The sequence below is a fragment of the Bradyrhizobium sp. NAS80.1 genome, from assembly GCF_001908205.1.
Classification (GTDB): Bacteria; Pseudomonadota; Alphaproteobacteria; order Rhizobiales; family Xanthobacteraceae; genus Bradyrhizobium.
The window spans coordinates 57,408-78,558 of sequence record NZ_LGHL01000123.1 but is presented as its reverse complement, the minus strand read 5'-3'; the positions used below and the strand labels follow the sequence as shown (position 1 = coordinate 78,558).

The 21,151-nt window shown below is 63.4% G+C and carries 20 protein-coding genes and 1 pseudogene; 6 read left to right on the top strand and 15 right to left on the bottom strand.

The features are described from left to right. Window positions 1–352: 352 nt before the first annotated feature. The 10 genes and pseudogenes from AC629_RS26780 to AC629_RS26735 all read right to left on the bottom strand — a co-directional run bounded on the left by AC629_RS26780 (window position 353) and on the right by AC629_RS26735 (window position 11,180). Entirely contained in the window at window positions 353–1,147 is a 795-nt protein-coding gene (locus AC629_RS26780; protein ID WP_084807915.1) for an adenylate/guanylate cyclase domain-containing protein, read from the bottom strand. A gap of 95 nt (window positions 1,148–1,242) precedes the next feature. Continuing rightward, window positions 1,243–2,359, bottom strand: a pseudogene (locus AC629_RS26775) (DUF2336 domain-containing protein). A 252-nt stretch (window positions 2,360–2,611) separates the two neighbouring features. After that, a complete protein-coding gene (locus tag AC629_RS26770) occupies window positions 2,612–3,805 on the bottom strand; it encodes an adenylate/guanylate cyclase domain-containing protein (protein WP_084807910.1) in 1,194 nt (397 codons plus the stop codon). Window positions 3,806–3,917: 112 nt separating this feature from the next. After that, complete coding sequence (locus AC629_RS26765) at window positions 3,918–4,502, bottom strand: HutD/Ves family protein (RefSeq protein WP_084807909.1); 585 nt, start codon at window positions 4,500–4,502, stop codon at window positions 3,918–3,920. A gap of 47 nt (window positions 4,503–4,549) precedes the next feature. After that, window positions 4,550–5,146 carry a hypothetical protein gene (locus AC629_RS26760; protein ID WP_084807908.1) on the bottom strand — a complete coding sequence of 199 codons (597 nt, stop codon included), beginning with the start codon at window positions 5,144–5,146 and terminating at the stop codon, window positions 4,550–4,552. 219 nt (window positions 5,147–5,365) lie between these two features. Continuing rightward, window positions 5,366–7,618, bottom strand: coding sequence for a xanthine dehydrogenase family protein molybdopterin-binding subunit (locus tag AC629_RS26755; RefSeq protein WP_084807907.1), 2,253 nt, complete (start codon window positions 7,616–7,618; stop codon window positions 5,366–5,368). Beyond that, window positions 7,615–8,112: a (2Fe-2S)-binding protein gene (locus tag AC629_RS26750; RefSeq protein ID WP_084807906.1), complete on the bottom strand. Its 498-nt coding sequence runs from the start codon at window positions 8,110–8,112 to the stop codon at window positions 7,615–7,617. The genes AC629_RS26755 and AC629_RS26750 overlap by 4 nt, the downstream gene beginning before the upstream one ends. Window positions 8,113–8,282: 170 nt before the next feature. After that, the gene (locus AC629_RS26745) at window positions 8,283–9,437 is read right to left on the bottom strand and encodes an ABC transporter substrate-binding protein (RefSeq protein WP_084807905.1); all 1,155 of its coding nucleotides are present in this window, start codon (window positions 9,435–9,437) and stop codon (window positions 8,283–8,285) included. A gap of 26 nt (window positions 9,438–9,463) precedes the next feature. Further along, window positions 9,464–10,312 (bottom strand): amidohydrolase family protein, encoded by an 849-nt coding sequence (locus AC629_RS26740; RefSeq protein WP_084807904.1) that lies wholly within the window; start codon window positions 10,310–10,312, stop codon window positions 9,464–9,466. Between the two features lie 25 nt (window positions 10,313–10,337). After that, window positions 10,338–11,180 carry a shikimate dehydrogenase gene (locus tag AC629_RS26735; RefSeq protein WP_084807903.1) on the bottom strand — a complete coding sequence of 281 codons (843 nt, stop codon included), beginning with the start codon at window positions 11,178–11,180 and terminating at the stop codon, window positions 10,338–10,340. A gap of 617 nt (window positions 11,181–11,797) precedes the next feature. Between AC629_RS26735 and AC629_RS26725 the strand changes: the two genes are divergently transcribed. After that, on the top strand, window positions 11,798–12,097 hold the full coding sequence (locus AC629_RS26725) for a hypothetical protein (protein ID WP_084807901.1): 300 nt from the start codon (window positions 11,798–11,800) through the stop codon (window positions 12,095–12,097). A gap of 59 nt (window positions 12,098–12,156) precedes the next feature. Here the strand turns inward: AC629_RS26725 and AC629_RS26720 are convergent, their stop codons facing one another. The 3 genes from AC629_RS26720 to AC629_RS26710 are packed head-to-tail and all read right to left on the bottom strand — an operon-like array spanning window position 12,157 to window position 14,245. After that, window positions 12,157–13,005 (bottom strand): SDR family NAD(P)-dependent oxidoreductase, encoded by an 849-nt coding sequence (locus AC629_RS26720; RefSeq protein WP_084807900.1) that lies wholly within the window; start codon window positions 13,003–13,005, stop codon window positions 12,157–12,159. A gap of 9 nt (window positions 13,006–13,014) precedes the next feature. After that, the gene (locus AC629_RS26715; RefSeq protein ID WP_084807899.1) at window positions 13,015–13,566 is read right to left on the bottom strand and encodes a carboxymuconolactone decarboxylase family protein; all 552 of its coding nucleotides are present in this window, start codon (window positions 13,564–13,566) and stop codon (window positions 13,015–13,017) included. Continuing rightward, complete coding sequence (locus AC629_RS26710; protein WP_084807914.1) at window positions 13,544–14,245, bottom strand: TetR/AcrR family transcriptional regulator; 702 nt, start codon at window positions 14,243–14,245, stop codon at window positions 13,544–13,546. The genes AC629_RS26715 and AC629_RS26710 overlap by 23 nt, the downstream gene beginning before the upstream one ends. A gap of 168 nt (window positions 14,246–14,413) precedes the next feature. On the opposite strand from AC629_RS26710, the gene AC629_RS26705 reads away from it, so the two are divergent. The 5 genes from AC629_RS26705 to AC629_RS26685 all read left to right on the top strand — a co-directional run bounded on the left by AC629_RS26705 (window position 14,414) and on the right by AC629_RS26685 (window position 18,992). Beyond that, window positions 14,414–15,625, top strand: coding sequence for an ABC transporter substrate-binding protein (locus tag AC629_RS26705; protein WP_084807898.1), 1,212 nt, complete (start codon window positions 14,414–14,416; stop codon window positions 15,623–15,625). Window positions 15,626–15,628: 3 nt separating this feature from the next. Beyond that, complete coding sequence (locus AC629_RS26700; protein WP_084807897.1) at window positions 15,629–16,522, top strand: MBL fold metallo-hydrolase; 894 nt, start codon at window positions 15,629–15,631, stop codon at window positions 16,520–16,522. A gap of 11 nt (window positions 16,523–16,533) precedes the next feature. Further along, the gene (locus AC629_RS26695) at window positions 16,534–17,502 is read left to right on the top strand and encodes a Bug family tripartite tricarboxylate transporter substrate binding protein (protein WP_084807896.1); all 969 of its coding nucleotides are present in this window, start codon (window positions 16,534–16,536) and stop codon (window positions 17,500–17,502) included. Between the two features lie 40 nt (window positions 17,503–17,542). Next, a complete protein-coding gene (locus AC629_RS26690; RefSeq protein WP_084807895.1) occupies window positions 17,543–18,082 on the top strand; it encodes a VOC family protein in 540 nt (179 codons plus the stop codon). Between the two features lie 94 nt (window positions 18,083–18,176). Continuing rightward, entirely contained in the window at window positions 18,177–18,992 is an 816-nt protein-coding gene (locus tag AC629_RS26685) for a class I SAM-dependent methyltransferase (protein WP_084807894.1), read from the top strand. Between the two features lie 30 nt (window positions 18,993–19,022). Here the strand turns inward: AC629_RS26685 and AC629_RS26680 are convergent, their stop codons facing one another. Next, complete coding sequence (locus tag AC629_RS26680; protein ID WP_084807893.1) at window positions 19,023–20,609, bottom strand: L,D-transpeptidase; 1,587 nt, start codon at window positions 20,607–20,609, stop codon at window positions 19,023–19,025. A gap of 216 nt (window positions 20,610–20,825) precedes the next feature. Beyond that, a complete protein-coding gene (locus AC629_RS26675) occupies window positions 20,826–21,044 on the bottom strand; it encodes a hypothetical protein (RefSeq protein ID WP_143199459.1) in 219 nt (72 codons plus the stop codon). Window positions 21,045–21,151 lie beyond the last annotated feature (107 nt).

The following is a 21,151-nucleotide window of genomic DNA, read 5'->3' as shown; positions in this document are numbered from 1 at the left end:
ATTCTCAGGCTCGACCGGCTTCGGCTGCGGGGCTTGAATGGCGCCAGGGACGAAGTGCTGCTCACAGCCACCGCGCAGAACCTGAGGCGGCTGGCCAAGCTAATCTGCCGTCCCCCGCCACAACTGGCAGTCGCGTGCTGAAATGCACAAGCAAAACGGAAACCGCCGACACCCCGTACCAAAAGAAACCGCCGAAACTCAAAAGCCAAGCTCGCCCCAAGTCAGAAACGAGTTTTGCAACACAATCACCTCGCAAGCGGACATCATTCCCGCCACGCTCCGTCCTTCGGGCTACGCGTGGCGCAGCCACGCCAGAGCGGGCAGCCAAATCCGGTGCTCCCTGACGGCCCCCTCAATCCTCGACCTGGTACAGGCGCCAGCGCTCCGGCACGCCCTTGAGCTGGTGAACACCGTGATCCCTGAAGCGGATTTGGGACTGCGACATCAGGTCCTTGACCGCGCTCGAGACCAGGACTTCGCCGGCGCGCGCTTTCGCAGCGACGCGCGCGCCGATGTGAAAGGCGAGGCCGACCACCTCGGTCCCGCTCATTTTGTACTCGCCCGCATGCAGCCCCACCCTGATCTCGAGTCCCAGCGTGCGCACGGCCTTCTGGATCGCAGTCGCACAACTGATACCGGCTGCCGGCGCCTTGAACGTCGCCAGTACTCCGTCGCCCGTCGTCACGACTTCCTTTCCGCGTGACGTCTTCAGTTCTTTGCGGACGGCGGCGTAATAGTGGCTCATCACCTTTGTCCAACGGGCATCGCCGAGCTTTGCAGCTTTTTCGGTTGAGCGGACGATATCGACGATCATGATCGTGGCGAGCGCTTGTTTGAGCTCAGCGCTCCGATCGGCGGATCGGCGCCGGATCGCAATTGGTCCGGCCAGCGGTTCGTAGCGATGGTTGCGGCGCCGCGCGATCGCGGCCTTTGCATAGTCCTGCGCACGCTGCGCCGTGCCGCAACGAACTGTCTTCTCTCTCGGAGGAAGCGTCCAGTAAACCTTTCGCCCGTCTCCGGCGCCATGGACCTCCACGGCGCCCCACTTCAGGAAAATCGCCGAGCCAACCCGCCTGACACACCACGCCTTTGAGGTGTATCCGGAAACGTTCGACTGGTGGACTCCGATGCGAAGAAATTTTGGCATGATCGTGCGGCCAATCGATGGATCGTTTGGGCGGACTTCAGGCCAAGCGTATTTGCACATACCCGAGTTGGCAACAGGACTCCCGATGGACGAGCTTAAGTCATGCGCCGAGACTGTCGAAAGGAGCTGCCGAAAACCTCCTCTTTTCGCGTTCGGTAGATGGTGACGACCTCCCGACAAGCCTTAACATTCAACCGGTGAAAATCGAGCTTCAATCGATCCAGCTCACCAGCGGTTATCCGGTAATTGGCCGCCCCCAGAAACAGCAGCGCCATCGTTGTCGGCCATGAGAAATCAAGAGACTTAGCCAGGATCAACACCGGCTCGCGATCCTTCTCGATCAAAAGCCCGTTCCGCGACATCGATCGGCAACCGACAGAGCAACGACAGGGCGACAGTGGTCTCGTTGAACTTGAGAGAGTGCGCCAGTTCGAAGACCTTGTCTTCGGTCAATTCGCCTCTCTCGTGCAGTTTCGCCACCGTGCGTTTCGCCGTGAAGTAATCCTTCGACGCCGGGCCAAACCTGGCGTGAATCGCCCCGGTCACGTCGACGACGACGCGATGGATCTGGGTTTCAATATCCGGACGCTCTCTCTGGAGCTTCTGGCGTACCTCTTCAGAGGCTTTGGCAATCAGCTGGTGGAACAGATGCCGAGGAATGTCCTTTCGAAGTCCCACCGATTCAGCAAGGATCGAATCCCCTTCCGACCGCCGCACGAGGTGTAGAAATCCGGATGAGGAAAAGTTCGCGCCCGAATTCGATGCGATCGAGGTTACGACCTCGGAAGATCCCCGCACCACCAGCACATCGGTGACCGCCTCCGGAACCGCCTGTCGCTTTGAGATTGCAAGTAAATGCTGCTGGCTCTTGCTCTTGGCACACGCAATCAATGTCTCGATGTCAAGCCGCTCCGACTGACTGAGAACCGGCCATGCGACGTTAATGCAGTCATCGTTGGCCATCTGCCGGGTCAGCGCATAGGGCGCGTTTGGGCTGCAGGCGAGCTTTCCCGCGAGCTTCGCCCGCGCACTCGTTTCAATCTCCTGCGCGAGACGACCGATGACCTCTCCGAAGGTCCATATCTGCTCCTCGGAATAAGTGCCCGCGATCAGAATGTCGGCCGCATGCCAGAGGGCCCGCAGACAGCTCTCCGGATTTCCTCGCGCAACCGCTTCATCCAACTCGGCCAAAAATGACGTGGCGACAGCCATTACGCGCTCGCAGTTTGAAAACAATGAAAAGCAAAAGGGAATTTCGACGAAACGAGGCGATGACACCACCCCAGACCTCAACGCGCGGTAAAATTCTCACAGCCGCCTTGGACCGGACTTAAGGTCCGCCTAACCGGAACGATCAAATTCTAGGCATTCACCGGGCCTGACCGACCAGATTTGGCGAAAGCGCGCGCCTTCAACAGCCCGCACTGCGCAGACGTGTGTCAGCTCTCACGCGAGATATCGCCGTTATCCCTGATATGCGAACAGCTCGATCGGATCGCTGAATCCCCGCACCTCGTGTTTTCCCACATGCTCCAGCTCGAACTCCGGCTCAACCAACTCGGCGAACGCGCGCGACAGCAGCACGGTTCGGCCCAACTGCTTCGTGAGGGCTTCGAGGCGCGATGCCATGTTGACGGCGGGGCCGATGACGGTGAAGTCGAGCCGGCTGGTCGAGCCGATATTGCCGTACATGACGTCGCCGACATGGACGCCGATGCCGTAGTTCAAGGGCGCGCGGCCCTTGCCGTTGTTCCGCTCGTTCAGAGCCGCCATGGCCTGCCGGGCTTCGGACACGGCATGCAGCAGGTTTGCACAGGCCTTGGGCTCGCTGAGCGGGAAGATGGCGAGCAGGCCGTCGCCGATGAACTTGAGGATTTCGCCGCCATGCCGCGCGATCGGCTCCGACATCGCGTCGAAATAGTCGTTGAGGAGATCGATGACGTCGTCACGCGGCCAGTTGTCGGAGATTTTTGTGAAGTCGCGCAGATCGCAGATCATGATCGCTGCCCGCACGGTCGTGCCGCTGCCACGCCGGGTCGCGCCGGCCAGGATGAGCTGACCAGCATGGGCGCCGACATAGGTCTCGAGCAGGGTTCGCGCCAGGCGATTCTTGACCCGGATTTCGCTGACCAGCGCCAGCACCGGCAGCAGCTTCTTGAGGGCGGCGACATGTGCATCGTCGAAACCGCCGGGGCGGTCGGTCGCGAAGGTGATGAGATGCCGCTTGCCGAGCGTGTGGTAGAGCGGCCAGGCCACATAGTCGGTCAGGCCTTTCGCCCGCATCTCGTCATAGAGCGCGTGCTTGCGGCCGAGCGAGGCGTCCCGCTCGAGATTCTCGCGCACCTCGGTCGCACCGTCCTGCAGTTCATTGGCGGGACTTCCGATGAATTCGGAGCGCTCCCTCACATCGTAGTCGACCCGCGCAAGCTCCGCCTCACGCATGCCATCGGACCACATGAACCGGGCACCAAGCCATTGCGGATGGTGGATCAGGACGTGAAGCGTCGCCCGCTTGAGGGGAATGCCCGCCTGCTGGAGGCGGATGCACATCTCGGCAAAGATGTTGTCGATGAAGCGCTCGTCGCGCGTGCCGTTGGTCAGCCAGTCGACGACGCCATCGGAAAGCATGGCGGGGGGATTTTTGTCAGGCGCGTTCATATCCTGCCCTCCGGCGGCTGTCTGCATCGAGGGAGATATCGTGCTCCGGCTTCGCGGCGTCAACCTAGCCAATTGCACGGATTGCGCGCATCGTCCTATCGGGGACTTGCCTCTAGCCGGCCAGCCGAATCGACGCCAGCACCGCCGGACCCGAGACGAGCGCGAGTTTCGATGCCTCGGTGAGCTCGACCTTCAGCGTGCCGCCGTCAGGGATAGCATAGTCCGCGCCGCCGAGACGGATGCTGCAATTGCCCCGAGCCGCGTAAACCAGGTGCGTGCCGGCGGCGAGCCGCCGATCGCCGGGTTCCCCAAGCGCCAAAAGCTCGATCTCCGCCGCACCGCGCCGGGCCATCAGGTTCACGACCTCGACCGGCCCGGCCTCGAGCTCGGTCACGATCTCGAGCTCACCGGTGAAGCGTACTGTCGTAAAAGGTTCACGCTCGTCGAATTCCTGCGTGGGTGCTGTCAGCACCAGCCCGCGCCCGCCGACGACCATCTGCAAGCGGTCGATGCCCGGCATATAGGAGAACGGGCCGGGCGTCACGATCGGCGTGGACGCGAAGCGCCACAGCAGGCTGTCCCAATCCTTTGCCGGCGCACCGGGACGATGGGCATCCGCGATATCGGTGAAGATACCGCCGCCGTTCTTCCACGGCGAGCGGGTGTAGTCTTCCGATTTCAGCAGCGTGGTTTTCATGTCTTGACGTCGTCCGGAAAAGCAAGAGGGCCCATATCGCCCGCGTATCATGCGCGCGATGGGCCGGCTTTGCCAACCGATTTGACCGACGGCCGCGCGAACAGGTTTCGCGCGTCTCTCCTTACGCCTTCGCGTCGAGCTGCAGCCTGCTCGTCAGCTCGTTGACGAGCGAGTCCACGAACTGGTTCTGATAGGCCGACATGCCGTTGAAGTAGACCGGCCCCCCCGGCCTGCACCAGCATGGCGCCGCCGGAAACGCCGGCATCCTTGGTCCCGCCTTCGGATTTGGTGTCGAGCTGGCCCATCGCGTTGTTGAGCTGCGCGGCGGTCTTATCGTCCATCTCGCCGTTGGCCCGGAGCGTGGCAAGCAAGGCCTGATAGGCGCCGGAGAGATCGCTTCCAGTACCAGTCTCGGCCGTCGCGGAGAAGCTGCCGTTGGTCTTGCCGGTATAGCTCTTGTAGGTCAGCGTCTCCGTGGTGGTGCCATCGGCATTGGCCTTGCTGTCGAGCAGCAGTTCGAACGCATTGCCATACGCGCCCGTCGTCACCATGTTCGGATCGTTCGGATTCCTGTTCTTGCTCGCGCCGGTCTTGTCGGAGCCTGCGGTCCAGTTCGACGGAACGGTGTAGCTGACGTTGGTCACGACTCAATTCCCATGTTTCAGTCCAGATTGCGTGAAGCGATGAGCAAGTTGCGTGCCATCGAATCATGATTGATTTACATCGGCTTTCTTTCCCGAGCCTTTCGCGGGATGGTTGTGCCGGCTGCAACGCTGCAAGATTTGCCCGGCAGATCATTCCTCGCGCGTCCACTGGACCGCGGCCATTCGTTCGGACCGGGTGTCATGCGGCGATGCGCTCGCTCAGACGAACTTGATGCCCTTGGTCTTGATCAGCGGCAATTGGCGAGCACGTATTCCGGTCGCAGCAAAGATTGCGTTGGCGAGCGCGGGCGCGGCCGGAGGAACGGCAGGTTCACCGATGCCGTGGATGCCCTTCTCTCCGGTAGTCTCGAGCGCTGCGACTTTGATCTCCGGAGCCTGGTAGAGGCGCATGCCCTCGTATTGATGATAGTTGGTCTGAACCGCCCGGCCGTTCGCAAAGGTGAGTTCGGCGTTCATCGCGTGTCCGAGCGCCCAGATCACGGCGCCTTCGACCTGGTTCTTCAAATTGCCGGGATCAAGCACCACGCCGACCTCGGCCGCGACGAAGACGCGCTTGATCTTGATTGCATCACCGATCTTCTCGACCTCGACCACTTCGGCGACGGGCACGCCGAATGACAGCGTGAAGGCGAGGCCCCGCGCATGATCAGGCTCCGGCTTGCTGTCCCAGTCCGACATCCTGCGAACCTCATCGAGCACCTTCCGCGATGGCTCGTGCGAGCACAAACGGAGCCGCTCATGGAGCGGGTCGGCGCCGGCGGCGTGGATCAGCTCGTCGAGACAGCACTCGTGCAGGAAGGCGTTGCCGGACGCGCCGACCGAGCGCCAGGAACTGACCGGCACCAACTCTGGCACGCGATAGCCGGTCACCCGGTAGTTCGGAATCTTGAACGGCTGATCCCAGGCGCCGGCGACGATCGCCATGTCGGGCCCCGGTATGGACAGGCCCAGCCGGCCGAATTGCGATGCGGTCACCGATGGAGCGGCGATGCTGAGGTCGTAGGCGTCGACCTGGCCGTCCTTCACCGCTCCGCGCATGCGGGCGACGGCGAGCGGACGCGGGAAGTCATGGGTCATGTCCTCTTCGCGCGTCCACGTCATCTTGATCGGCCGGCCCTGATACGCCATCGCGAGCTCGATGCCCTGGCGCACATAGTCGTCTTCCAGGCGCCGGCCGAAGCTGCCACCGCTGAGCTGGGCGTGAACATGGATGTCTTCGGTGGCAAGCCCGGTCATCTCCCGCGCCGCCTTCACCAGGAACACGGGAATCTGCGTCGCGGTCCAGATGTCCAGGCGACCGTCCCTGAGCTGGACCACCACGTTCATCGGCTCGAGCGGTGCGTGGGCGAGATAGGGCACGCTGTATTCGGCTTCGATCACCTTCGCGCCGGCGAGCACGGCATCAACGTCGCCGTCGTTCTTGCAGTCACTGTCGCGGCGCTTCGGGATGAAGGAGGCCCTCACCTCCTCGAACATCGTCGCGGTGCTCGCCGGATAGGACGCCTCGCCCCAATCGAACACGATCAGCTTCGCTGCCTGGAAGGCGCGCCAGGTGTTGTCGGCGATGACACCGACGCCGCCCTTGACCGGCACGATCTTGAGGACGCCCCTCGCCTTTGCGGCCTTGGAATCGTCGTAGCCCCACAGGGCGCCGCCAAGATGCGGATTGGCGCAAACCGTGGCGTAGACCATGCCCGGCAACCGGATGTCTATGCCGAAGGTGGCCGTGCCCGTGCACTTGGCGACCATGTCGATCCGTGGCATCGGCTTGCCAAGATAGCGCCAATCCTTGGGATCCCTGGGCTTGACGTTGAGCGGCACATCCAGCGTGGCCGCAAGATCGGCAAGAGACGCATAGCTGAACGCGCGACCATCCGGCGCGATCACCGCGCCATCCCGCGTTTTGAGATCAGCCCTGGCGATACCGGTCTGTTTCTCCGCCGCGCGGAGCAGCAGCTCGCGCGCGGTTGCGCCGGCAATGCGCAGCCGGTGATAGGCATCGGCCACGGTCGACGAGCCGCCGGTCCATTGAAGACTGAGGAACTTGCCGCCGATCTGGCTGATCGCCTCCGCCACCGGACGAAGATGCGCGTTGGTGGCCGCAATCGGAAGCCCCTCGCTGAGAACCCTGCCGTTGTAATAGAGCGAGCTTGGCGCCCCCGGATCGACCTTGATGTCGCTCCACGCGATATCCAGCTCCTCGGCGACCAGCGCCGCCTGCACGGAATAGGCCCCCTGGCCGAGATCGGCGCGCGGCGTGATGATCGTGACGCCGTCCTGACCGATCCGCACATAGGGCGTCAGCATGTGCTGCCCCTTGTCCAGGCCATCTTTCAGCCGCGCGTTCACCCGAAACCGCTCGGAAAAATAATAACCGACCACGAGGCCGCCGGCGGCCGCGCCTGCACCGACGAGCACGGCACGCCGCGAGAACGTGCCGAGGCGGCTCACGGCTCTGATCCTTGCAGCTTCCGGGCCGCGGTCCTGATGGCGGCGCGAATGCGGGTATAGGTGCCGCAGCGGCAGAGATTTGCCGACATCACGCGATCGATTTGATCGTCGAGCTCCTTGTCAGACAAAGGCGGCTTGCCTTTGACCGTGGCATCTAGCAACGCGGTGGCGGCCATGATCTGCCCCGGCTGGCAATAGCCGCATTGCGCGACCTGATGCTCGATCCACGCCGCCTGCACCGCATGCAGCGACTGCGGCGTTCCCAGCCCCGCGATCGTGATGACTTTGGCATCTTCCTTGAGGTCGCCGATCCTGAGCGAGCACGACCGCACCGGCCGGTCGTCAACATGCACCGTGCAAGCGCCGCACATCGCGATCCCGCAGCCATATTTCGGGCCGGTGCAACCAAGTTCGTCGCGTAGCACCCACAACAGTGGCATGTCGTCCTCGACATCCACGTTGTGCGACTCTCCGTCGACCCAAATCACGCGCATGAGGGCTCCGGAAAACAAATGGTTTTGACGAAATGGATCGCCGGACAACCGGCGCAGCCTCAACTTAAGGCTTCAGTATGAGCACCATTATCGCTTGGGAATAGCGCGATAGCAAGAAGGCGCATCGATGCTCGCGCGGCTGGTTCGGCATGGGCCTTTCTGTAGCCCCCTCACTCGCCCTTGCCGCCCTTCAGCTTCGGCAGCGTCTCGACGATCTTCTGCTTGCCGTCGACGATCTCGGCGAGGAAGCTGGCGCGGTCGATGTCGCCGTTCTGGTCCCAGCTTGCTTCCATCAAGATGCCCGGAGCCTTGTCGGGCGTCAGCGTCAGGCCCTTCATGGCCGCGCCAAAGGCCTTGCTGTCGAACTTGCCGATTTTTTCGGTGACGTATTTGACGAGATAGACGGCGGTATAGCCCTTGATGCCGTTGTGGTCGGGCCAGTACTTGTAGCGCGCGCTGAACTTCTTGGCGAACTCCTGGATCGCCGGCACGGGTGCATCGGCGCTGAGGCCGACGTGACCGCGCACGCCATTGGCGGCGGGACCGGCAAGCTCGACCACCTTCTGACTGAGCAGCGTGGTCTCGCCGAACAGCGGCGTCGACAAGCCTTGCCGCTTGGCTTCGATCAGGAAGCGGGCGCTCTCCTCCTCGTTGGTGTAGACGAAGATGGCGTCAGCCTTGGCGCTCTTCAGCTTGATGACGTCGGAGCCGAAATCGACCTGCCCCTGCTCGGTGGAGATATCGGCCGCGATGTCGATATTGCGCGCCTTCATCTCCTTCAGGAAATTGTCGTGGCCGCCCTTGCCGAAATCATTGTTGACCCAGACCAGCGCAACCGTCTTCACCTTGAGCTGGTCGTGCAGATAGTTGGCGATCTTCGGCATCGAGAATTGCTGGCCGAAAGCGGTGCGGAACACCCAGGGGTTGCCTTGCATGGTGATGTCGGCGGCCTCGGCACCGACGATCTGCGGGATCTCGGCCGCCTGCGTCAGCGCCATGTTGACCTTGACCGAGCCGGAATAGATCGGCCCGAGGACGACATAGGGGTCCTTGTCCAAAACCTTCTGAACCTGGGCACGCGAAACGCCGGGATTGCTCTGGGTGTCCAGATGCTCGGTCTGGATCTTGCGACCCAGAATGCCGCCGGCATTGTTGATCTCGTCGACCGCGAGCGCGACGCCGTCGCGCCAATTTGTGCCCGACACCGCGCCGGGGCCGGAGAGCTCGATAACGTCGGGGATGTAGACCGTGGTCTGCGCGATGGTTGCACCCGTCCAGACCGATGCCGCGAAGGCGATGCCGAGCGCCCCTGCAATATGCTTCATGATTCCTCTTCCCTTTTGGTCTCTTATTATCTCGATTGATCCGCCGCACCGTCGAAGCCGAGCAGCCGTGCCGGCGTTCGCCAGAGCAGGCGATGCTGATCGCTGGGATCCGGGAACAGCTTTGTCAGCACTGCTAGCAGCGGCCCATAGTCGAGCCGTTCAGATGCCCGTAGGAACGGATAGTCCGATCCCCAGACGCAGCGATCGAGCGTGAAGGCTTCGACGAGCGCGGCGATAAACGGCCAGGTGTCCTCATAAGGATGCGGCTGCTGCGAGAACTTGTAGTTGCCGGACAGTTTGATATGCGCGTCGCGCTCGCGGCCGATCGCCAGCAGTGCCTGGAAGGCCTTGCCCTTCAATCCCTGCGCGACCGACGGTCGCCCGCAATGATCGATCACCAGGCGCACAGGCGATGTCTCGATCAGCGGCAGCAGGTCGAGCAACTGGTCCTGCTCGACCTGGATCTGCAGGAACAGGCCGAGGCTCGTCAGCTTCTCCAGCAGCGGCGCCGTGTGGCGATAATAGTCGGCGCCGTGGAACGGCACGTTGAAGGCGACGCCGATCACGCCGGCCGCTTTCAATCGTTCGAGTTCGCTTATGTCGACGTCATTTTCGACCACGGCGACACCCCTGAGGCGGCCGCCGCCCTGCTTCAGCGTATCGAGCAGGATGCGGCTGTCGCTGCCGTAACCGGTATTGGTCGCGACGACGAGCGCGTGCCGGACGTCGAAGGCGTCGAACACGCGGATGAGCTGCGCCGCTGGCGCGATCTCCTGCCCGCTCGGCCGGTATGGCGTATCGTCGGAGTAGGGAAAGCGGATGGGATCGATGGCATGGATGTGGCAATCGATCCTTGGGGACGCCGGCAGTGTCATGGCCTAAACTCCCCCGGCGTCTTTATCAGAATGTCGCCTCGATGGCCTTGATCAGCTCGGGCGTCACGTCGGGCATGACGCCGAACCAGGCCTTGAAGGCGAGCCGGGCCTGGTTGAGCAGGAGGCCGAGCCCGTTCACCGTCACGCAGCCGCGCGCGCGAGCCTCGGCCAGGAACGGTGTCTCGAGCGGCGTGTAGATGAGATCGGCTGTGAGTGTCTCGGGCTTCAGCCGCGACAGGTCGATCTCGAGCGCGCCTTTGCCGACCATGCCGCGATCGGTGCAGTTGACGAGCAGCGCGACGTCGGCGAGCGCAGCGCCGCGATCCTCCCAAGCAACGGTGCTGACGGCGGAGCCGAATTCCGTGGCTATCGCCTGTGCCTTCTCGGCCGTGCGGTTTGCGATGCGGATCTCGCGCGCGCCGTTCTCGAGCAGCGCCACGACCACCGCGCGCGATGCGCCGCCCGCGCCCACAAGCAGAACCGGCCCGGCATCACCGCGCCAGTCGGCCTTCGCATCGCGCAGGCTCTGCACGAAACCGTTGCCGTCATTGTTAAAACCGGAGAGCGTGCCGTCCTCTTCGACGACGATGGTGTTGACGGCGCCGATCCGCTTGGCTGTCTCGTTGACGCGATCGAGCATCGGCATCGCCGTCTGCTTGTGCGGCATGGTGACGTTGCAGCCACGGAACCCGAGAGCGATCAATCCGTCGAGCGCATCCTCGAGCCGCTGCGGCTTGACCGCGAGCGGCACGTAGGTGCCGCGGATGCCATGCGCCTTCAGCCAGAAATTATGAATGACGGGCGAGCGCGAATGCGCGACTGGCAGACCGATCACGCCTGCCAAACCAAAACCATCCGCCTTCGGCATGCTGCCCCTTCCATCCTCGCGCCCCCACGCGCGTCGAATTTCGCGTGCCGGCGGCCGTTCCTCCGCGATCGCATCTTCAGCGATCGACCATGTTATTTGGTCATTTGTCCAAGACCTATTAGGCGGTATGGCCATCTCGCGCAATCTGATTCTCGGGGTGGGGCATATGGATGGAAGCTGGCGCCAGCCAACTGAGGGGCGGCTTCCCCTTGCTTTCGGCGACAGGAAATTAGGTCAGAAATCCAGCCCTTTTGGATGCCTTGCCCGACGTTCGGATTACCGCAATAATACTCACGTTATTCAAAGGTAATCCGCTTTGGCCAGGCAATTGCGTAACGCGCTCCTTTCGGTGGGAGAAGTGCAATGCCCGTATTGGACCTGCCGCACTGGTTGATGATTGCAGGCTCCGCGTTGGTATTGGGCGGGCTCATTGGCTTGGGAATTAGCCGAAACAAGCAGGTTGAGAGCGATCCCGTTCCGCTTCCGAGCGACCTGTCGACATTAAAAGCCGAGGAATCAAAGGTCTCGAGCTTTGCGGCTGCACGGGATTCGCACAGGTAAGCACTGACTGGCTAGCGCCCGCGGCCAATTCTGCGGAGCAGACTCTGGAGAGCCGGATGGCCCTGCACTTTAGGCGCGTCGATACCGCGGTGAATGCGCTCGAAATCTGGATGGCGAGCGGCGGCGGATTTTCGTTTGTGATCAGCAACGAAAGCCGCACGGGTCCCGGCCTTCACGGGAAGCCCGGCTTGGTTGCCTCGTGGCGGCCCGTCCAAGTGAACAAGTCCGCAATCAAACTCGGCGGCTCCCCTTTCAGCACCTTCGCTGAAGCTAAGGAGGCGTGCGAGGCTCTCCTGGAAACATTCGAGCAGATGAACGCCTTGCAAGCTTCGACGATTGCGCCCTCGCCGCAATGAGGAGTCACTTCTGCTTAGTCGGGGCACCGAATTCCGCGGTGCCGGATTGCGCTCGCGCCTTACATCCCGCTCAGGCCGCTATCGACCGCGAGGGTCTGCGCGGTGACATAGACGCTCTCCTCTGACAGGAAGAACAGCACAGCGTAGGCAATCTCCCACGCGGTCGCCTGGCGGCCGAAGGGGATGTGGCCCTTGCCGCGATTAGGGCGGCCGGCGCCGGCTTCGCGGCCATTCGGGGTGTCGACGAGGCCGGGATAGACGAGGTTGGCGCGAATGCCGCGACGCGATCCGAGATGGGCGATGTTGCGCATGAGGCCGCCGAGCGCGGCTTTCGACGAGTCATACACCGCCATCTGCGAGCCGGCCTTCAGCGCGGCGATCGAGGAGATGAATACGATCGCGCCGCCATTGTCGAACTTCGGCATGGCCGCGCGGCAGCACAGCATCGGCCCGCGCACGTTGACATCGTAAATCCTGTTCCACTCCTCGGGGCTGACGGCGTCTAGCCCGACCTTGCCGAAGGTGCCGATGTTCAGCACCATGCCGTCGAGGCCGCCCATGGCGCGATGCGCCTCCTCGATCATGCGCACGACGTCGGCTTCCGACGTGACGTCCGTGGCGATCGCAAAAGCCTCGCCGCCTTCATCCGTGATGCGCTTGACGGTCTCTCCGGCCGAGGTGCGGTTGAGATCGGCGACCGCGACCTTCGCACCCTCGCGCGCGCAAAGGATGCTCATGGCGCGGCCGTTACCGATCGGATCGGTAGCGGCGTCGAACACGCGCTGTCCACCGCCGACGATAAGGATACGGCGGCCCTTCAGGCGGCCCCTTCCCGGCGCTTCGCCGAGCGATTCCGCGCTAGGCGGGCGAACGTAACGATCCGGCTTGATCTCGAAATTCTCGGCCATCCTGCCCGCCTACTTCTTGCCGCCGTCATAGACCTTCATGCCGGCCGCGGGATCGAGATCGGTTTCGGTCGCTTCGGTGAGGCGCGCCATCACCATGTAGAAGCCGAGCGCGACGATGGATTCCACGATCTCCTGGTCGCTGAAGTGACGGCGCATGCCTGCGAACGTAACTTCCGGAACGCGGACATTCTCGACCACCTCGCGACCAAATTTCAGCAAGGCGCGCTCGGCCTCGCTCAGCGCGGCAGCATCGTAGTCGCTGCGTTCCACCGCATCGATCTGCGCCTGCGTGCAGCCGACGCCGAGCGCGATCGGCACGTGCTGGCGCCACTCATAGGCGCCGCCTTCGAGTTGGGCGGCCTGGAGAATCAGCAGTTCGCGATTGACGGCGGAAAGCTTCTGCTTGTGCAGGATCGAGTTGCCGAGCCGCATCGCCGGGATCATGTTGGCCTCGGCATGGGCCATCATGCGAAAGATGTTGAGCTTGACCGGCATGCGGTCGAACGAGGCGCGGATGTCGCCGCTCGTCGTCTCCGGATCAATCAGGGGCAGCCTTGCCACGGTTCTCTCCCTTGGTTTTTCGTTTCTTGTTGTCGAAGGTCTCGCCATCCGCCGCGATCAGCGACAGGAAGAAGGCAAGATAGCGGTCGATCGCCTCGATCACCTTCGATCGTGGCGAGGGCGCGGCGCCCATTACATAGTGCTCGAGGCGGATGTAGATGAGACCGGCCGCGAACAGCCGCGCGGTCTCGCGCGGATCGGGCGTCTTGACCAGGCCGGCTAGCGCGAAGCCGCGGAAATAGTCCGTCATCAGGCTCTGCTCGCGCGCGTAAAAATGGTCGGCGAACTTGGCGCGGATGCCGGGCACGCGGTTGCGCTCGGCGGTGATGACCTTCTGGAACTGGTGCTCGCGCGGATCGGACCATTGCTCGACGAGATCAAGCGCGAATTGGCGGCAGAACGCGGCGGGCTGGCGCGCGAGCTGCTTGTAGCGCGGCTCTTCCAGCCGACTCGCCGAGCTGGCCGGGCCGTGCTCGCTGACGATCGCTTCCAGGATCGCGGCCTTGCCCGAGAAGTGATTGTAGAGGCTGCTCTCACGGATGCCGACGCGACGCGCCAGCTCGCGCATCGAGGCGCCGCCATAACCGCTCTGCGCGAACAGATTGAGCGCTTCGCTCAGGATGCGCTCGCGGGTCGTCGGCGCAGCCGTTTCCGCCGCGCTGGAGTTGTGGACAGCCATGCTGCTTGACTAACGAACGATCGTTCGCTAGTCAACCGTACGAACGATCGTTCGTTTTGCCAATGTGGCGGCAACGGTCGCGGCCCGCAAGCTTCACTGTGGGGCCTGTTCTCGCGTTTCAACTCCGCTCCCTAGAGAAGCGGGGAGCAAATTTGGGGAGACGACGTCATGGCGCGCTTTGCCCGCCTTCGCTTGGCTGCGGCCTGCATCCTCCTGCCGCTGATCGCAGCAGGCACCGTTCAGGCCCAAAGCGCAAAATACGATACCGGCGCCGACGACAAGACCATCAAGATCGGTACCACCGCGCCGCTGAGCGGCCCGGTCTCGGCCTTCGCCCAGATCGCGAAATCAGCGGAAGCCTATTTCCGCAAGGTGAACGACGAGGGCGGCGTCAACGGACGTCGCATCCAGATGATCATCGCGGACGATGCCTACAGCCCGCCGAAGACGGTGGAGCAGACGCGGCGGCTGGTCGAGAGTGAAGAGGTGCTGCTGATCTTCGGCGGCGTCGGCACGCCGACCAACAGCGCCGTGCACAAATATCTCAACGACCGCAAGGTGCCGCAGCTCTTCCTGGGGTCGGGCGCGGCGAAGTGGGACGATCCGAAGAATTTCCCCTGGACGGTCGGCTGGCAACCGACCTACCGCGACGAGGCGATCGCCTATGCCAAATACATCAAGGCGAGCCATGCGAACGCGAAGATCGGCGTGCTCTACCAGAACGACGATCTCGGCAAGGACTATCTGAAGGCGCTGGAGGAAGGGCTCGGCGGCGGCGATGCGATCGTGGCGCGCGCGGCCTACGAGACCTCGGCGCCGACCGTCGACACCCAGATCCTGCAACTGAAGACTGCGGGCTCTGACGTGGTGCTAGTCGCCGCGACGCCGAAGTTTGCGGCGCAAGCGATCCGCAAGATCGGCGAGATCGGATGGAAGCCTGTCACCATCATCTCCAACGTCTCGGCCTCGATCCGCGGCGTGCTGGAGCCGGCCGGGAAGGACAATTCCACCGGCGTCATCTCCAGCCAATATTTGAAGGACGCAACCGATCCGGCCTCGAAGGACGATGCCGGCTACAAGGAATGGCTTGCCTTCATGGACAAGTATCTGCCGGACGCGAACAAGAACGACTGGCTCAACGTCTATGGCTACACCATCGCGCAGACGCTGGTGACGGTGCTGAAAGCTGCCGGCAACGACCTCACGCGCGCCAACGTGATGAAGCAGGCGACGACCCTGAAAGACGTGCGCCTGCCGATGCTGATCAACGGCACCGCGGTCAACAACTCGCCCGAGCGCTATACGCCAATGACGAGCCTCCAGCTCATCCGCTTCGACGGCACGCGCTGGGTGCCGTTCGGCGACCTCTTGAAGAACTGATCCATGCGGCAGGTCAAGATCGGCAGCATGCGGGTCGATCTCGTCAGTGAGATCCCCGCCCTTGCCTTCGACAAGACCTGGCTGTTCGCCAACGTCACCGACGAGGTGATTGCGGAGAACCGGAGCTGGCTCGATCACCGCTATATCGAGCCGGAGACCGGCCGCTTCATCCTCAGCCACCACTCCTATCTGGTGCGCACGCCGCGCTGGACCGCTATCGTCGACACCTGCTGCGGCAATCACAAGCATCGGCCTCGCGTCCCGGCCTGGAACAATCTGAACCAGCCCTATCTCGAGAACCTGCAGGCACTGGGCGTCGCACCCGAAGAGGTTGACTTCGTGATGTGCACGCATTTGCATGTCGATCACGTTGGCTGGAACACGCGCCTCGTGGACGGCCGCTGGGTGCCGACCTTCCCCAGGGCACGCTATTTGATGGGGCGCGACGAGTACCGACATTTCGAGGCTGCGCACAATGCTGCGCCGAAGAGCCCGGTCAATCACGGCTCGTTCGAGGACTCAGTGCTGCCGGTGGTCGCAGCCGGCCTCGCCGAACTCGTCGAGACCGACCATCGCCTGTTCGATGATCGCGACGCTGCGCTGCGCTTCGCGCCGGCGCCGGGCCACACCGCCGGCAACATGCAGATCCACCTCAATGGCGGCCACGATCATGCGGTGATGTCGGGCGACGTGATCCATCATCCGATCCAGTGCGCCGCGCCGTGGCTGTCGAATGCCGCCGATGTCGATCCGGCCGCGGCGCTCGCAACGCGGGTGACGCTCCTCGAAGAGCTCGCGGATACGCCGAGCTATCTGCTCACCGGCCATTTTCCGGCGCCGACCGCGGGACGCGTGACCCGGCACGGCGACGCCTACAGATTTCGTTTCGAGGATTAGGGGGAGCCATCATGAAGCTGCGCATCGCCACACTCTCATTGCTCGCATTGCTGTCGGCAGCGGTGCCGGCACGGGCTGAAGATCCCGCCGCCTATCCCACGCACAAGATCAGGATGCTGCTTCCCTATGCGGCCGGCGGTGGCGGCGACGTGGTCGGCCGGCTCCTCGCCGACAAGATGGGCAAGTCGCTCGGACAGAGCATCTATATCGAGAACCACACGGGCGCTGCCGGCACGCTCGGCACGCAGATGGTCGCGACGTCGCCGAATGACGGCTACACCATCACTGTCGGCGGCATGACCACGCATGTGCTGGCGCCGGCGATCTATCCAAAACTGCCCTACGATTCGATCAAGGATTTCACGACGATCGGGCGCATCGGCACGTCCTCGATCATGCTGGTGGCGACCAAGGACTTTGCCGCCAATGACATCAAGGGCCTGATCGCGCGCGCCAAGAAGGGCCAGCCGATCCAGTACGGAAGCTGGGGCGTCGGCTCGACCGGGCAATTCTGTGCTGAAATCCTGATGCAGCAGACCGGCATCAAGATGGATCACGTACCGTTCAACGGCATCGCAAAACTTGCCGGCGACCTGCTGGGCGGCCACATCTCGCTTGCGACGCTCGACATGGCGACCGCGACGCCGCTGGTGAAAGACGGCTCGATCAAGGCCCTGGCCGCCTGCGGCGAGCGCTCACCGAGCCTGCCTGACGTGGCGACCTACAAGGAACAGGGCGTGGCTTTCGACCGCAACCTGGCCTGGGCGATGTATGCGCCAGCGGGTCTTGCTCCGCCGATCGCACAAAAACTGTCGGCTGCACTTAAAGAAGCGCTCGACGATGCCGAGGTGAAGCAGAAGCTGCTGGGGCTCGGCATCACGCCGCAATTCGTGCCGGGCGAGGAGCAACGCGACATCAACGCGCGTGACATCGCGGCCTGGAAGCAGGTTGCCAAGGACGCCGGGATCGAGGTCAAGTAAATCGAGGTCAAGTGATTAAGGTGACAAGAGGAGCGCGGGCATGAGTCGCATCTTCGGCGCGGTGCGCCAGAACGGATATGTGGTGCGGGACATCCATGCCGCGATGAAGCACTGGATCGACGTGATGGGCGTCGGGCCCTGGTACTACATGGACCGCGTCAAGACCGACTGGTTCCGCCATCGCGGCCAAAACTCCGCCGTCGAGATGAGCATTGCGCTTGCCAATTCCGGCGATCTCCAGATCGAGCTGATCCAGCAGCGCAACGACGCGCCATCGTTGTACAGGGAGTTCCTCGATGCAGGGCACGAGGGCCTGCAGCATATGTCCTACTGGAGCCACGACTACCAGTCGCTCTACGACAAGGCGCTTGGGCTTGGCTACAAGGTCGGTCACGAAGGCCAGATCGGCGGCGACAAGGGACGCTTTGCCTATTTCGACACGCAGGCCCATCCGGGCACTGTAATCGAGATCTCCGATATCAGCGGCACCAAGGGGCCATTCTTCGAGCGCGTCAGACAAGCGGCGATGAACTGGGACGGCACGCGGCCGATCCGCGAGGTCGGTGGCGGTAAATCGTAGGGTCTGTCGCATCGCCTGGACAAGTCACGCCGTTCAGGGACGGCCGATCCGTGATAGCGTGCCCTGTCCTGCCCCAGGGTTCAGCGAGGCAAGCATGTCCGCGACTGACAAGGTCTTCGCCGGTTCGGTTCCGAAACTCTACGACGAGTATCTCGTCCCGCTGATCTTCTCCGCCTATGCCGACGACATCGCCAGGCGCGTAGCAGCTCTGTCTCCCTCGGTCCTGCTCGAAATCGCGGCAGGCACCGGCGCCGTCACGCGAGCCGTGGCGGCGGTGCTGCCACCACGCGTCCGCTATGTTGCGACCGACCTCAACGAGCCGATGCTCGCCGTCGCGATGCAGCGTCAGGGCGAAGATCCGCGTATTTCCTGGCGTCAGGCGGATGCGTTGGCCCTGCCCTTCGACGACGCCGCGTTCGACGTCGTCTGCTGCCAGTTCGGCGCCATGTTCTTTCCGGATCGGACCAAGGGCTACGCGGAGGCGAAGCGGGTCTTGAAGCCGAATGGCACATACCTGTTCAGTGTCTGGGACCGTATCGAAGACAACGTGTTCGCGGAGGACGCGACGGTCACGCTCGGCAAGATGTTTCCCGACGATCCGCCCCTATTCATGGCGCGGACGCCGCACGGCTATCACGACAAGGCCGTCATCAAGGCAGATCTCGAACGCGCAGGCTTCACCGACATATCAATCGAAACGCGATCCACAATGAGCCGCGCGCCGTCAGCGGAATACGTGGCGATCGCGTACTGTCAGGGAACGCCGCTGCGCGGCGAGATCGAGGCCAGGGATGCGAGCAAGCTTCAGGCCGCGACGGACGCCGTTGCCGAGGCCATCCGGATGCGCCACGGATCGGGGCCTGTCGAAGCCGGGATTCAGGCCCTGGTGATCACGGCGCGCCCGTCGTAGCGCGCCTCGACCTGACGCGCGAGCCGCGCCCTACTGCCAAAAGCCCCGCTGCATCGGCTGCGCCGGCTGATAATACTGATACTGGCCGCGCTGGCGCGGATTGACCGGCTGCGGGTACGGATTGACCGGCTGCGGGTATGGATTGCGCTGCTGGAAGAAGAAGAAGGAGCCATTGCCGCCATTATCCCAGCTGTCCTCGCTCGCCATCGCCATCGGCGGCGCGGTCGGCTTGCGGGTGATGAAGCCGCCTTGCGGATGATTGCTCAGCACCGCGACGAACTCGGTCCGGTAGTTGGTCTCGCTGCTCAGCGGCTCGTCCGAGATGATGATCGACGAGCGCGGCAATGCGGTCGGCGCGATGCGGTCGAGAACTTCCTGCGGGAAGGTGATGCGGTCGAGCGCGTTCTTGGCGTTGTCGCCGTCGTCGATCGTGACCACGCTCCAGCGCAGGCCTGCATCGTTCTTCGCCATCGCCGTGAAGATATGCGTACCGAGCGGCTGGTCGGGATTACGAATCGTGACGGGGACCTCGATGCTGGTGTCGAACACCTCGCCGCCGCCGTCCGGCGCCGGCTTGTGCGTGTTTCGCCGCACGTAAAGCTTCTGAGTCGCGCGGCTGATGTAGACCGAGACCGGCTCGAGCGCGAGCTTTGCGTCGGTCGCAGCCTTCACGGCATCGGTCTTCTTGGCCGCAGCTACCTTGGCGGCCTCCTTGGTGGCGGCGACGGCGTCGCGCTTCGGCTGTGCGGCGGCCTTGGCGGCATCGAGCTGCGTTGCGGAATCGGCGGCCTTGGTGGCGGCCTTCTGCTTCAGCTCCTCGGCCTTCGCCCGCGCCTCATCGGTCTTTGCGGCCGCGAGCGTCTTGTCGGCAAAAGCGAGTTCGGCGTCGGCGCGGGTCTTCTGCTGCTCCAGCTTGCGCAGCGACGCCGGGAGCGAGGCCGCCTCCTTCGCAGCCACCGCGGCGGCCTTCTTGGCTTCGTCGGCGGCCTGGGTCGCCTCCTCGGCCTCGGCGGAAAGCTTGTCGGCACGGGCCGGCACCGCCGCAATGGCTTCGCGCTTCGGCACGAACAGCGAGGGGTGGGAGAAATCGACCGGGGCCGCGTCGTTCGGCGAGATGATCACGCGCATGCCGATCTGCGTCTTGTCGAACAGGCCCTCCGCAAAGCCGAAGGGCATCCGCACGCAACCGTGCGAGGCGGCATAGCCGGGCAGCGGCCCGCCATGCAGCGCGATGCCGTTCCAGGTGATGCGCTGCATGTTCGGCATCCAGGCATCGTCATACATGGTCGAGTGGTGGTCCTTGTCCTTCTCGATGATTGCGAAGACGCCAGCCGGCGTCTCGCGCCCCGTGGTGCCGGTCGACACCGGCGCGCGGAGAATCCAGCCGTCGGCGTCGTAGAAGGTGACCCGCTGGCTCTTGATCGACACGATCGCCATGATCGGCTCGCCGGCCTCGCGCGGCGCCACCGCCTCGGCAGGCTGGCGCGCCTGCTTGGCCGCTTCGGCGCTTGCGGTCAGCGCCGTCAGGGCGACCACCGCCGCGAGCGCGACAACTCCGGGAGGCCACCAACGCCGCATCGCCGTGGTGGATTGCGTCGTCGTCATCAGGTCTTTCATACCATTCCCCGGTCCGGTACCAGTCCGCGCCTTCAGTCGGTCAGATTGCGATCTCAGGATTAAGAAATCGCAGCCACCTTACGTTCCCTATTGGGCGATTTTCGGCACGTTCCGGCAGACAAATCTCTCATATACGACGGCTCGCGCAGGCGGAAGGCGGCTAAGGGTCGGGGCTGGCCCGAGGCTGGCGGCGCACAGCTGCGGCAGAATGTCCAGTTAGTGGGTCTGACGCCCGACCAGGCGCGTCATTGCAGCGCCGAAGGCGCCGAACAGCGCAAAGACCATGAGTGGCAGGGCGCGCGAGGCGGCTTCCCCGACCGGTTCATGCTCCCTGACCACCAGCACAAGGAACACCGTTAGGCTGAGAAGCACGCAGATAAGCGCTGCAGCGACACCCAGCTTGCGCAACACAAAGGCAAGATCGGCCGTGGTCATGAACTGATCCGGGCGTTGACCAACCGAGCCCATGCTAGGCCCGCCCCGGCGCAGCAGAATGTGACCGGCATCACAGAGAACGTCACGCGCCCGTCATGTTGGACATC